Source organism: Demequina aurantiaca (assembly GCF_000975135.1).
GTDB classification, from domain to species: domain Bacteria; phylum Actinomycetota; class Actinomycetes; order Actinomycetales; family Demequinaceae; genus Demequina; species Demequina aurantiaca.
This window is the reverse complement of sequence record NZ_BBRF01000001.1, coordinates 533,548-545,351: the sequence shown is the minus strand read 5'-3', so window position 1 is coordinate 545,351 and position 11,804 is coordinate 533,548. Positions and strand designations below refer to the sequence as shown.

The window sequence follows — 11,804 nt, the reverse complement described above, 5'->3', positions numbered from 1 at the left end:
CCAGTTATTCGCCAGACGCGTCCGTGACGCCCTCGTATAACCCGAGGCTATTGCCGTCCAGATCGTTGATCACGGCCCACCAGCTCGTCGGTGAGATCTCCTCCTTGGCCATGGTCACTGTGGCGCCGGCCGCCACCGCGGCTGCGAGAGTCTCGTCGATCGAGTCGACCTCCACGTAGGAACGCGGCTGGGTGAATCCTTCGGAACGGGGCGCCAACCCGCCGCCACTGATCTCGTTGGGAGCCGACCACATGGGGTAGCCCTCAAACCCCGGGATCTCCGCGATCTTCCAGCCGAAGAGGCTGGAGTAGAACTTCGATGCCGCCGCAAAGTCCGTTACGGGAATGTCGATGTGGGTGATGTCGCCGTGTGCCATGGTGGTTGCCTTTCGCTACGAATCTGGATTCTTAGTATGCCTCCGTAGCAAAAATTGCGCCGGGGATCAGTCGCGCTCGACCCAGCGGTCAATCGACCACATCACCGCAAAGGCAAGGCCCGGGTCGACGCCGTCGGCGACGTCCATGATGAACTTGTCCCGCATCGTCACCCACTTCTGCGTGATCTGCATGACGTGGCGGCCGTGGGAGTCGTCGACGGTGTAGGACTTCTCGATGACGTTGCCGACCACGAGCCACTCGTCGCCGTTCGCAAACGTGATCTCGATCTTGTCGTGCACAAACTTGAACGGCTTGGCGTGCACGTGTGCGACGTGCTCGCCCGCTGCATCGGATACATCGATGCGCTTGGGAATACCCAGCAGCTTTCCCTTGACCTTGTAGAGCAACTGGCCGTCGGGGCCATTGATGTCGGCCTTGGGGCGCGTGCCCATTTTTCCATCGACCAGGAACAACTGCTCCTCGGTGGCGGGGTCAAGCACCTTGAAGTCGCGGCCAGCACCGAACTTGCTCTTCATCAGGTACCGAGTAAAGCCGTCAATCGGCGGTGGGATGGCCATGGGATTCTCCTAGGGTTCGCATGAGTGAAGCCGGTATCCCCGAATCTACCTCCCGCGAGGCGCAACACGCGACGGGAATCGCATCCGTATGTGGCACATTTTCTGCGCTGCCCTGCCCACAACGAAAACGGCGGCCGATGCCAACCTGAGTTGGCATCGGCCGCCGCCGTTGGGGGGTACTAACCGGCGATTAGTTAGCCGGGGGCATGAGCACCGTGTCGACCAGGTACACGGTTGCGTTGGCAGTCTGGACGCCACCGCAGATGACGTTGGACTCGCCATTGACCATGATGTCGTCGCCAGTGCCGGTCACGGTGAGGTCTTCGCCGTTGACCGTGGTGAAGGTGCCGTCGATGTCCGCGGGCTCAATCTGACCGGGAATGACGTGGTAGGTCAGGATCGAGCTGAGCAGGTCGCTGTCCGTCTTGAGGACCTCGATGGTGTCCGCGTCGATCTTGGCGAATGCGTCGTCGACAGGCGCAAACACCGTGAACTCATCGCCGTTGAGCGTGTCAACGAGGTCAACGTCGGGGTTGAGCTGCCCGCTCACTGCTGCGACGAGCGTGGTCAGCAGGGGGTTGTTGGACGCGGCAACTGCGACCGGGTCCTGAGACATGCCCTGAACCGAGCCAGCGCCTTCGGGAACGGCTGCTGCGTAGTCGGCACACGCGGCGCCCACCAGGTTCGCGGCCGGGTCCATCATGGCGTCATCCTCGGCCATGGCGTCGTCGGACATGGCGGGATCTGGGGCGGGGGCGGGAGCCTCGGTCGACATTGCGGGGGCCGAGTCGGTGTTCTCTACCGCATCGTCCGAGCCGGACGAGGAGCAAGCGGAGAGGGCGAGTGCGCCAGCAAAGACGAGCGCGAATCCTGAGGTCAGCTTCTTAGTACGTGTAGCCATGATTTCCTCCATAGTGTGTCGCCCGCCGGAACGGACTTCGGTCTGTGGCTTCCCGGGTGGGTTGCCCGCCGCTGTGTGCGGCTTCACAGGAGGTTCGCCCGATGCATCGGGCCGGATTGGTGGCAGTCGTAAGAAATCTTCAGTGACCTATATGTTCCCAGGTAAAACAGCAGCATCGGGCGCTTAGGCAATCCACACGACCCTCGCGGGCGAACCCTCCGTAACTCAACGGAGGCGTACGCCATGGAACTCATCATCATCGGACTGCTCGGCGGTCTTATCACGGGCATCTCGCCCTGCATCCTGCCGGTCCTGCCGGTCATTTTCTTAACGGGTGGCGCGCAATCCGCCCGCACTCGCACGGCCGCACCTGCCCGCGAAAAGGTAGCAGCGGGAATTGGCGGCCAGGTGGGAGCAGGCGCCGCAATCCGCGCCGGCTCCGCGGGGGTCATCAAGGCGGGTACCGATGCGGATGCCGTGCCGGTCGCCCAGCCCGAGGTTTCGCGCTGGCGCCCATACTTTGTGATCGCGGGCCTGGTCACGAGCTTCACGCTCGTCACTCTGGTGGGCTCGGTACTCCTCAGCGCGTTGAACCTCCCGCAGGACATCATCCGTTGGGTGGGCACGATCGTCTTGGTACTGATCGGTATCGGCCTGATTGTCCCCAAGTTTGAGTTCATTCTTGAGAAGCCCTTCGCGTTCCTGCCCAAGCGCAACGTGGACGCCAAGCGAAGCGGTTTTGGCGTGGGTCTTGCCCTTGGTGCGGTGTTTGTACCTTGCGCGGGACCGGTTCTCGCGGCGATCATCGTCGCCGGATCCACCGGCCAGATCGGCATCGGCACGGTCATTTTGACGCTTTCGTTCGCCATCGGAGTTGCCGTTCCGCTGCTGTTCTTCGCGCTCGCGGGCCGCGGCCTGGCAGAGCGAGTCAAGGCCTTCCGCAAGCGCGAGCGCGGACTGCGCATCGCCGCCGGCATCGCGATGATCGCCCTTGCCGTGGGCCTCGCCTTCAACGTTCCTCAGAAGCTGCAAACACTGCTGCCGGACTACACCGCGGGCGTGCAGTCCCAGCTCACGGACAACGAGAGCGCTCGCGATGCGCTGGCGCTGGGCGGCCTGGTCAACGACGAGAACAAGGACCTGGACCTGTGCTCCGATGGTGCGCCTGAACTGGAGTCCTGTGGCACAGCCCCCAGCATTAAGGGCATCGACTCGTGGCTCAACACCCCCGACGGGGAAGGCATTGACCTGACGGACCTCAAGGGCGAGGTAGTGCTCGTGGACTTCTGGGCGTACTCGTGCATCAACTGTCAGCGTTCCATTCCTCACGTGGTGGGCTGGGATGATGCCTACCGCGACGCGGGTCTGAACGTCCTCGGGATCCACTCGCCCGAGTACGCGTTCGAGAAGGACGCGGGCAACGTGGCCGCCGGAGCCGAGGACTTTGGCATCACGTATCCCGTCGCTCTCGACAACAACTTGTCCACCTGGACCAATTACCGCAACCGTTACTGGCCCGCGCACTACCTGATCGACGCCGAGGGCACTGTTCGTCACATCGCGTTTGGCGAGGGCAACTACGCCACGACGGAGAAGCTCATTCGCGAGTTGCTCGAGGACGCGAACCCGGGTGTGAAACTTCCTGCCCCGACGGAGACCGTAGATGACACTCCCGATCTTGGGTCAACGACGCAGGAGACGTTCCTGGGGTCGTCCAAGGACCTGAACTACGCCGGTACGGATCGCTACGCGCCGGGAGAGGGCTCGTATGCGTTCCCTGATTCTCAGGGCGACGACACCTTCGCGCTCGACGGCGGCTGGGACATCCAGACGCAGTACGCGACCCCCACCGCGGACGGCGCGAGCGTCCGATTGAACTTCCACGCGAATGTCGTGGAGATGGTGCTGGCGGGCACGGGGCAGGTGACCGTGGCGCTCGATGACGGTACCGAGACCGTGATCGACGTGGACGGTACGCCGCGGTCCTACGCCTTGGTCAAGGACGTGGGCGACGGGCAGCACGTGCTCGATGTGCAGGTGAGCCAGGGGGTGGAGGCGTACTCGTTCACCTTTGGGTGATCCTGTCCGGCACAAGTTGAGCGCCCGGTCCTCGCTGAGAGGGGACCGGGCGCTCGCGTGGCGATTGGATGGAGTGACACCAAGTGAGCGAAGCGGGCTTGCGGCGTGGCGGAAGCCCGCAGTCGGCCTCGGCAGGGTCATCCGCTTCAATTCGCGAGGGCGTCAAACACTGCCGACGCGGCATCCTCGACGAGTTTGTCGTCATATGGCTTGGAACGGTCAGTGCGCGTCGTGAGGATCGTGATGATGACGGGGTCACCCTGAGGTGGGTACGCAACCGCGATGTCATTCCGTATTGCGCCCGCGCCGCCGGACTTATCCGCGATTTCCCAACCGGCGGGAGCGCCTGCCCTGATCAGGCTGTCCCCGGTGGCATTTCCGGACATGAGGTCAAGTAACAGCGTGCGATCTTCAGCCTCGAGATAATCGGAGTCGACGATGTTTTGGAGGGTCTGGGCGATAGCAAGACTGGTCGTCGTGTTGGCCGCGCTCGCCTCCGAGATGTAATTCAGCGCGGGCTCTTCGTCAGCAAGGTTGGTGACGTCGTCGCCGAGTGCGGCTAGCGCCTCATTCACTACGTCAGGACCGCCGATGCGCTGAAGAACTAGATTCGTCGCGGTGTTGTCGCTATAGCGCACGGACGCTTCGATGAGTTCGCTCAGGGTGAGTCCGTCATCGAAGTGCTCGGAGGTCACAGGAGAGTAGCCGGATAGCGAGACTTTCTCCCGCGTCCACGTCACAGTCTCGTCGCGCTCGTCGGCACTCAATTGTGCGAAGGCGGCCGCGGCGATGACGGCCTTGATTGTTGAAGCGAAACCACGACGTTCGGTGTGGTGGAAACCGAACGGTTCCGCGCCCCCGGGCTCGACTACCGAGACGCTGACTTCCGCGTCGTACTCCATCTCGAGTGCCGTGAGAGCCTCGGCGAGCCCAGTTGAAGCAAGGCTCCTCTGCGATGATGAGGAAGGTTCCGGAAGCTCGTTGCTAGGTAGGGGTGAGGTTGGAGTCGACGGCACACGTGAGGGAGTCGCATCTCTCTCCGCTGGAGCCGGATCTGAGCCACAACCGCTCAGGACCGCCGCCACCAGAAGTACTGCTGCGCCGAGTAGCAGTGGGTGCCGGCGGAAACGGTCGGAAACCTGCAGCTCGTATCCCGTTCGGTATGCCCTTGGACCGCTAGCCTCCGCGGCATGAACCTGTGAGTCTCGCGTCGTTTTGTTCACCTTCCCATTCTGAGGGACTTCTGTCCCGTGGCGCCCATGCCAACTCCGTGTCCCCTAGTTGTCGCCCGGCCCACGGGGTAGGTCGCCCGTTGTCTGACCCATTGACTAAAGTGAATGCAGATCAAGAAGCTCGGCCACACGCCCTCCGGCAGGCCGACTGGCAACCGCGTCCCGCACACGGTGCCCCCGGAGGAAGATCTGCCCGTCGTCAACCGGCGCACGGGAAGAACGGAACGCAAAGGTAATGCCATGTTCGACGCATCCTCATCCAAGATTCACCTGCTCCCGCTCGACGACCCCAACTACGGCAGGCGCCGCGCTAACTATCAGAGGCGCACGGTCACCACGGTCGAGCTTGGCGCCGGCACCAGTGACCACATCACCGTCGCGGACGGGGACCACCGGCCGCTCGTCTGGATCGGTGCGCCGCGTGACCAGGGCCTCAAGCCAGGTGACTCAGTGTGGGCGCTGTGGTTCGAGGGCTTTGTGCAGGGCTGGGGACCCATCGCTAAGACGGTATGCGCGGACTCGACCTGCGAGCGCGACCTCTACGTGGTGAACGCGGCAGGCGCCGTGCGGAGCGTGAACCACGAGGGCTCCACCCATTTTGTGATTGAGCCCGCCTAGGTGGCCCGCTGATTCATGTCGCCCCAGCCTCGTATTCAAACGACGCGTGTCAGGATGGAAGACATGAAGGCAATCATCGCTCTCCACGCTGGCGAACCAGAGGTTATGACCCTTGAGGAAGTCGCTGAGCCCACGTGCCCGGCCAGCGGGATCCGGGTGAGAGTCGAGGCCGCGGGGGTGAACTTCATCGACACCTACCGCCGCTCGGGCGTCTACAAGGTTGACTATCCCCTCATCCCAGGCAGCGAGGGCGCCGGCACGGTGCTCGACGTGGGCGACGACGTCACGTGGGCAAAGGTTGGAGATCGTGTCTCGTGGGCATCCACATCCGCGTCCTATGCCGAGCAGGTCATCCTCGGCGAAGGTGACTGCTACGCGGTGCCTGACGAGGTGTCCTCGGACGTCGCTGCCGCCTCCATGTTGCAAGGGCTGACGGCGCATTACCTCGCACGCTCGGTCTTTGCGCTCGCCCCGGGGCATACGGCTCTGATTCACGCGGGAGCAGGCGGGGTGGGTCTCCTCCTCACTCACATGGCGGTGGACCTGGGCGCTCGCGTCATCACGACGGTGTCGACGAGCGACAAGGCGGAACTCTCCCGCGGGGCGGGCGCCGCCGAGGTGATCCGCTACGACCAATTCGACGACATCACGACTGAACTCACTGAGGCAATTCGTGGCCTCACCGATGGAGCTGGTGTCGACGTGGTGTACGACGGCGTGGGCAAATCAACATTCGAAGCCTCCCTGGCGTCGCTCGCCACCCGCGGCACGATGGTGCTCTTCGGTGGCGCGTCAGGCCAGGTTCCCCCGTTCGACCTGCAACGACTCAACGCGGCGGGCTCCTTGAGCATCACTCGGCCATCCCTCGGGCACTTCCTGCGCACGCCAGAGGAACGAGCATGGCGCAGTCGCGAGCTGTTCGATGCGATTGCGGCAGGGAAACTCAACGTGCACATCGGGCAGCAGTACCCGCTTGCAGAAGCTGCCGCCGCACACCACGCCCTCGAAGGGCGTCGCACTATGGGGAAGCTATTGCTCGTCCCGTAGCGGAGTTGTGCCATCGGTGCCTCCAACGCGAACGGCCGGCACGCGCAGTCGCGTACCGGCCGTTGGCGCGTGCCGTCTAGGAGGGGAAGGCGTCGCTGAGGGTCTGCGCCTCAGTGGCGAGCACGTCGGGGTCAACCAGGTCGGACGCGTCCGACGTGAGCAGCTCGGACCAGGTATCGAGATCCTCCTGGGCGGTGCCCGAGGTGAAGAGCGACTCCGTCAGATCCTCAACCGCGGCCTCGTACAGCGCACTAAAGTCGGCGTTGGCAAGGAAGCGCTCGGACAGGATGTTGCTGCCGCCGCGACCGCCACCCTTGTTGGCGCCGCCCGCCGGCTGTGCGCCAGCATCGGCCGCGTCGCTAGGGGCCTGGGCGCCGTCGGGACGCTGACCGCCGTCCACCGCGTCGGGGCGTTCGGGACGCTCGGCGCCGTCAGGAAGCTGGCCCCCGTTCGGGCGCTGCCCGCCTCCGGCCGCGCCATCGGGGGCTGCGCCAGCGGCAGCATCGGCGTCGGGAAGGGCACCGCCCGGACCGCCGTCCTGGCCACCTTGGCCGCCGCCTCCGCCAATGTTCTCCTGGCCGAATGCGAGGTTGAGGTCCCAGTTGACCACCGTCATTTGCGAGTCATCGGTGTCCCAATAGAGATAGGAGTTGTTGCCGGGGCCGTCAATGTCGTCAAAGTTGTTGACGACGTTTTGGAAGGCGAGGTAGGTCGCGAAGGCATCTACGTCGAGCCACTGGTCGAGGTCGGTGCCGAAGGTCTCGTCGTCGGACTCGTTGACGAATTGCAGGAAGTCGATCAGGGGCTCGTAGTTGTCCTCGCCGCCCTCCTGGTCGAAGGCCTCATTGTAGGAATCGGGGTTGTCGTCGATGTAGTCCCAGGTGCCGGGAGATTCGGCCTTCCAGAGGTAGCCGTCGCCCAGTTCGCGCTCCATCCACGCGTCGTTGGGGTTCTCGATGACGAGGCGCAGCGAAGAGTCCGAGCCGTTCGCGGCGAAGCTCACCGCGATGGCCTCCTCGGCCGCGAGGCCGGTGTCGGCGAGCAGGTCGAGAGCCACGGCCTCGTTCAGCGACGTCTCGGACGAGTTGCCGCGCACCACGAACTCGGTCGCGCCGTCCATGGACTGGTCGTCCAGGTACTTATCGAGGCGAATGATCCACGGTAGGTCCTCGGGATGTGCGGCGCTCACGGTCGCGTCTTCGTCCTCGGTGAGTCCGCGCAGCGACGAGTTGCCCTTGAGTTTCAGCCCGACGTTCTCGAAAGTCTCGCCGTCGATGGTGACGGTCGCGGAGATCCAGACCTTCTCACTGGATTCCATGTACGAGCTGATGAGGGCGTCGTAGTCGGACTCGTTGTAGTCGACGGTGATGGTGTGCATCTGCGTGCTGTCCCAGACGACTGGGGTGGCGGTGTCGGAAGGGGAGGAGTCGGCGGCCGCCTGAGCTTTCGTTGCGCCGTCCGAGTCTCCGGAGGAGTTGGGGTCGGCAGTCGAGCAGCCGGCCAGGATGACGCCGCTGATACCGGTGACGGCGATCGCGGCGAGGACACGGGGGTGAATGTTCATGATTCAAGAGAACCAATGGCGCCTGAGAGAACGCTGAGAGCCGACTGCGAGGTTGTGCAGACATCGGCAGTCAACTGTCTCCCATGCCGAGCGAGAGAAGTGGGCCCCGTGGGGCTCGAACCCACGACCCGCGGATTAAAAGTCCGCTGCTCTACCAACTGAGCTAGAGGCCCGCCCGAACATCGTACCGGGGCGCCCGCCCTTTCCCGTGCGCCGCAATAGGCTCGGTTCATGGATCCCATCAACTCATCGACTGCGCGCGCATTCCTGGACCGCGCATCGTGGACTACTCCGCCCGAAGCCGTTGTCTTGGAAGCCGAGGCCGCGGTGGTTACCGCAGTCGAGGGGTCCGATGCTTGGCGAACCACGAGCTACGGGTTCGTCCATGACACGGAGCACGCGGCACTCGTGCCCGTAGGGGCGCGCTGGAGTCTCGAGGTCACTTTTGTGCTCGACTTCGCGGAGCAGTTTGATCAGGCGGGCATTTTTGTACGGGTGAACGACAGCGAGTGGATCAAGGCGGGTGTGGAGTTCTCGGATGGTGCGCCGCAGGTGGGTGCTGTGGTCACTCATGGCACCTCGGACTGGTCGGTCGCGCCCGTGCCCGAGTGGGTGGGACGCGAGGTCACGGTACGGGCCTCTCGCGACGGCGACGCGCTGACCATTCGCGCGCGTGCCGACGGTGAGGATTGGCGGCTGGTGCGCGTGGCTAATCTCGACCCTACGGCCGATGCCGCGGCCGGGTTGTTCTGCTGCGCACCCTCGCGCTCGGGTCTGGCGGTGCGGTTCACTCGGGTTCAGTTTGGCGATCCGGACGCCTCACTGCACTAGGGAGCCCCGCTCGGTACTATCCAAACCATGGGCATCACACTCGAAAATGTAGGTATCGCGGTTCGCGACCTGGAAGCGGCGATCTCCTTCTTCACGGACCTGGGGCTGACGGTCGTTGGGCGCGATGAGGTCAGCGGCGAGTGGGCAGACACGGCGGTGGGCCTCGACGGCAACCACGCCAAGATTGCGATGCTGCAGACGCCCGATGGCCACGGGCAGGTGGAACTATTCGAGTACCTCCACCCTGAGGCCATCGAGACGGAGCCCACGCAGCCCAATGAGATTGGCATGCACCGCGTCGGCTTCTCCGTGGACGACATCGACGACGCACTCGCGATCGCGGCGACGCATGGATGCCACCCGCTCCGGGGTGTCGCCAATTACCAGGACGTCTACAAGCTGGCTTACGTGCGTGGCCCCAGCGGAATCATCGTGATGCTCGCTCAGGACCTCACCAAGGGCTGACGCGCCTCAGGGGAGACGAAGGCGGAGGCGGCCGGACCGAGATCCCGCCGGATGTGCTGGAACAGCGCGACACTGGCGACTCCTGGCCAGTCCTCAGGCAGCGCACGTGGCTGGAGGCCCGGGTCGAGATAGGGGATGGTCCGCCAACTATCCAGGGTGCGGATGTAGCCGCTAAAGGCCAACTCAGGGCTGTTGCCACCGTCACGGTTGGCGAAGCCAGCGGCGTCGTTCAGGAAGGCTCGATGAAGCTGGGCGATGCGCTCGAGATCCCACCACTGTGCCACCGCGTGGGGGAGAGACTCTGCCGTCTGAGGAGTCTTGGTGATGAACACCGTCGCGTGATCCCGAATATCCAGGTCGGCGAGAATGCGCTCCACCTCCTCTGCGAGAAATGCCGGGCCAATCCATAGCCCGGTGGTGACCGTGCCGCATCCGATCCACTCGAGCCGTCTGCGCAGTTGGTGTCTTGTCGCGCGAGCGGTCTCGGGCAGCGAGAAGGAGACCAGGCACCATTCGCCGCCGTCTTCTTGCTGACGAAAGCTGAAGATGCGTCGATCGCCGTTCTCCAGCATCGGGATCGCATCGTCGGCGAGGCGATAGCCGCGCACCCCGTTGACCTGCTCGGAAACCAGAACTCCCTTGCCCTTGACTCGGGTCACGGCCGTCCTCGTTTGCTGCGGACTCACGCCGAGCGCGCCCATGAGCCGAATCAACTCAGAGACCGATATCCAGCCGCCCAACTCCCGCAGGTACGACCCGATCACGGTGCGCAGTAGGGACGGGGCGCTTCCCGGGCGCGAGTCGAAGTCGTCGAGGATCATCGAGCCGCGCTGGTCACGGCCCGCAACTCGCGCGCGATCGCCTCGACGCCCACCTCCAACTCGGAGAAGCTCGTTGTCAGCGGCGACAGTCCGAGTCGCAGACCGTTGGGGCGGCGAAAGTCGGGGATGATTCCGGCGGCCCAGAGCGGCGCCATGATGTCCGCGAAGGCATCGTGGTCGACGGTCACGTGGCTGCCGCGAAGGGCGGGGTCGCGGGGACTCGCGAGCACAGCACCAAGCGGTACGAGAAGTTCGTCGACGAGTTCCACGGCGAAGGCTGTGAGCCGCTCAGATTTGGCCCGAATCTGGTCCATGCCGGCCTGCCCAATGAGATCGAGCATGTGGCGCATGGCTAGCATCCCGCCGATGGCCGGGGTGCCACTGATGAAGCGTCGGATTCCCTCATGCGGCTCGTAGTCCGGGCCCATTTCGAACGGTTGGTGGGTGCCCATCCACCCCTGAATGGGCTGTCGCATGGTGGCCTGATGGTCGGCACGCACGTAGCCAAAGGCTGGCGAGCCCGGTCCGCCATTCAGGTACTTGTAGGTGCAGCCCGCAGCGAGATCGACTCCCCACTCGTCTAGCTCGACGGGGACCGAGCCCACGGAATGGCAGAGGTCCCACATCACCAGCGCGCCGGCTGCGTGTGCGATCGCGGTGATGGCGGGCGCATCCGCGAGGTAACCGGATCGGTAGGCGACGTGGCTGAGAACCACGAGCGCCGTGTCGTCCCCGACGACCTCCGCGACCTGCGCGGCCGTGACCCCGGCATCGGCCGCTGGTCGTATCCAACGCAAGGTCATTCCGCACTCGGCGGCGATGCCCTGCAGGATGAAGCGATCGGTGGGGAAGTTGTCCGTGTCGACGACGATTTCCCGTCGCCCCGGCCGCGCAGCAACGGCGGAGCGAATCAGCTTGTACAGAATGACGGTGGTCGAGTCGCCGATGAAAACTTGGCCAGGCGCAGCGCCCACACAGGTTTCGCCGATGCTGTTGCCCACCGTGAGGGGAAGCTCGTACCAGCGCTCGTCCCAGCCTCGGATCAGCCGGCCACCCCACTCGGCGGTGACGAACTCGGACAGCTGGTCTGCACTGGCCTTGACTGGGCGGCCGAGCGAATTGCCATCGAGGTAGGCGGCGACGTCACCCTCGAGCACGAACTTGTCGCGATAGCCGGCCAGGAGGTCCGAGGCGTCCAACTGGGCTGCTGAGGTGTGTGTCATGCCGTCACTCTATGTCATAAGCGTGACGCTCGCCATGTTATTGAACTATCGCGCAACGAGACCTCAGC

Annotated in this window: 12 protein-coding genes, 1 tRNA gene and 1 riboswitch; of the genes, 5 read left to right on the top strand and 8 right to left on the bottom strand. The window is 64.3% G+C overall.

The annotated features are described in order from the left end of the window. Positions 1–4: 4 nt before the first annotated feature. From AOP73_RS02395 to AOP73_RS02385, 3 genes are all read right to left on the bottom strand, one after another. Positions 5–376: a VOC family protein gene (locus tag AOP73_RS02395; protein ID WP_061963035.1), complete on the bottom strand. Its 372-nt coding sequence runs from the start codon at positions 374–376 to the stop codon at positions 5–7. A gap of 66 nt (positions 377–442) precedes the next feature. Beyond that, entirely contained in the window at positions 443–955 is a 513-nt protein-coding gene (locus tag AOP73_RS02390) for an LURP-one-related/scramblase family protein (protein ID WP_061963034.1), read from the bottom strand. A 190-nt stretch (positions 956–1,145) separates the two neighbouring features. Beyond that, positions 1,146–1,856 carry a fasciclin domain-containing protein gene (locus tag AOP73_RS02385; RefSeq protein WP_061963033.1) on the bottom strand — a complete coding sequence of 237 codons (711 nt, stop codon included), beginning with the start codon at positions 1,854–1,856 and terminating at the stop codon, positions 1,146–1,148. A gap of 243 nt (positions 1,857–2,099) precedes the next feature. On the opposite strand from AOP73_RS02385, the gene AOP73_RS02380 reads away from it, so the two are divergent. After that, on the top strand, positions 2,100–3,935 hold the full coding sequence (locus AOP73_RS02380; protein ID WP_061963032.1) for a cytochrome c biogenesis protein CcdA: 1,836 nt from the start codon (positions 2,100–2,102) through the stop codon (positions 3,933–3,935). Positions 3,936–4,081: 146 nt separating this feature from the next. Here AOP73_RS02380 and bla read toward each other — a convergent pair whose 3' ends face one another. Beyond that, complete coding sequence (gene bla, locus AOP73_RS02375) at positions 4,082–4,951, bottom strand: class A beta-lactamase (protein WP_269078513.1); 870 nt, start codon at positions 4,949–4,951, stop codon at positions 4,082–4,084. 326 nt (positions 4,952–5,277) lie between these two features. Beyond that, a riboswitch (SAM riboswitch) is annotated at positions 5,278–5,393 on the top strand. A gap of 14 nt (positions 5,394–5,407) precedes the next feature. On the opposite strand from bla, the gene AOP73_RS02370 reads away from it, so the two are divergent. After that, positions 5,408–5,785, top strand: a complete 378-nt coding sequence (locus AOP73_RS02370) for a hypothetical protein (RefSeq protein WP_061963030.1) — start codon at positions 5,408–5,410, stop codon at positions 5,783–5,785. 63 nt (positions 5,786–5,848) lie between these two features. Then, positions 5,849–6,832, top strand: coding sequence for a quinone oxidoreductase family protein (locus AOP73_RS02365; RefSeq protein ID WP_061963029.1), 984 nt, complete (start codon positions 5,849–5,851; stop codon positions 6,830–6,832). A 76-nt stretch (positions 6,833–6,908) separates the two neighbouring features. Here AOP73_RS02365 and AOP73_RS02360 read toward each other — a convergent pair whose 3' ends face one another. Further along, on the bottom strand, positions 6,909–8,396 hold the full coding sequence (locus AOP73_RS02360) for a CotH kinase family protein (RefSeq protein WP_061963028.1): 1,488 nt from the start codon (positions 8,394–8,396) through the stop codon (positions 6,909–6,911). Positions 8,397–8,496: 100 nt separating this feature from the next. Beyond that, positions 8,497–8,569: transfer RNA gene (locus AOP73_RS02355), tRNA-Lys, on the bottom strand. A 58-nt stretch (positions 8,570–8,627) separates the two neighbouring features. On the opposite strand from AOP73_RS02355, the gene AOP73_RS02350 reads away from it, so the two are divergent. Then, a complete protein-coding gene (locus tag AOP73_RS02350; protein ID WP_084626500.1) occupies positions 8,628–9,227 on the top strand; it encodes a DUF1349 domain-containing protein in 600 nt (199 codons plus the stop codon). A 27-nt stretch (positions 9,228–9,254) separates the two neighbouring features. After that, positions 9,255–9,692, top strand: a complete 438-nt coding sequence (locus AOP73_RS02345) for a VOC family protein (protein ID WP_061963027.1) — start codon at positions 9,255–9,257, stop codon at positions 9,690–9,692. On the opposite strand, the gene AOP73_RS02340 is transcribed toward AOP73_RS02345, so the two are convergent. Together AOP73_RS02340 and AOP73_RS02335 are read right to left on the bottom strand one after the other, a co-directional pair. Then, positions 9,671–10,513, bottom strand: a complete 843-nt coding sequence (locus tag AOP73_RS02340; protein WP_061963026.1) for a PaaX family transcriptional regulator — start codon at positions 10,511–10,513, stop codon at positions 9,671–9,673. The two genes, AOP73_RS02345 and AOP73_RS02340, sit on opposite strands and share 22 nt — an antisense overlap. Continuing rightward, a complete protein-coding gene (locus AOP73_RS02335; RefSeq protein WP_061963025.1) occupies positions 10,510–11,736 on the bottom strand; it encodes a kynureninase in 1,227 nt (408 codons plus the stop codon). Before AOP73_RS02335 ends, AOP73_RS02340 begins: the two co-directional genes overlap by 4 nt. Between the last annotated feature and the right edge of the window lie 68 nt (positions 11,737–11,804).

What these genes read in the sequence shown, in the direction of transcription:
- AOP73_RS02390 (WP_061963034.1), bottom strand. Translation starts at nt 955, where the DNA reads ATGGCCATCCCACCGCCGATTGACGGCTTTACTCGGTACCTGATGAAG.
- AOP73_RS02345 (WP_061963027.1), top strand. Translation starts at nt 9,255, where the DNA reads ATGGGCATCACACTCGAAAATGTAGGTATCGCGGTTCGCGACCTGGAA.
- AOP73_RS02335 (WP_061963025.1), bottom strand. Translation starts at nt 11,736, where the DNA reads ATGACACACACCTCAGCAGCCCAGTTGGACGCCTCGGACCTCCTGGCC.
- AOP73_RS02370 (WP_061963030.1), top strand. Translation starts at nt 5,408, where the DNA reads ATGTTCGACGCATCCTCATCCAAGATTCACCTGCTCCCGCTCGACGAC.
- AOP73_RS02350 (WP_084626500.1), top strand. Translation starts at nt 8,628, where the DNA reads ATGGATCCCATCAACTCATCGACTGCGCGCGCATTCCTGGACCGCGCA.
- AOP73_RS02380 (WP_061963032.1), top strand. Translation starts at nt 2,100, where the DNA reads ATGGAACTCATCATCATCGGACTGCTCGGCGGTCTTATCACGGGCATC.
- AOP73_RS02340 (WP_061963026.1), bottom strand. Translation starts at nt 10,513, where the DNA reads ATGATCCTCGACGACTTCGACTCGCGCCCGGGAAGCGCCCCGTCCCTA.
- AOP73_RS02385 (WP_061963033.1), bottom strand. Translation starts at nt 1,856, where the DNA reads ATGGCTACACGTACTAAGAAGCTGACCTCAGGATTCGCGCTCGTCTTT.
- AOP73_RS02365 (WP_061963029.1), top strand. Translation starts at nt 5,849, where the DNA reads ATGAAGGCAATCATCGCTCTCCACGCTGGCGAACCAGAGGTTATGACC.
- AOP73_RS02395 (WP_061963035.1), bottom strand. Translation starts at nt 376, where the DNA reads ATGGCACACGGCGACATCACCCACATCGACATTCCCGTAACGGACTTT.
- AOP73_RS02360 (WP_061963028.1), bottom strand. Translation starts at nt 8,396, where the DNA reads ATGAACATTCACCCCCGTGTCCTCGCCGCGATCGCCGTCACCGGTATC.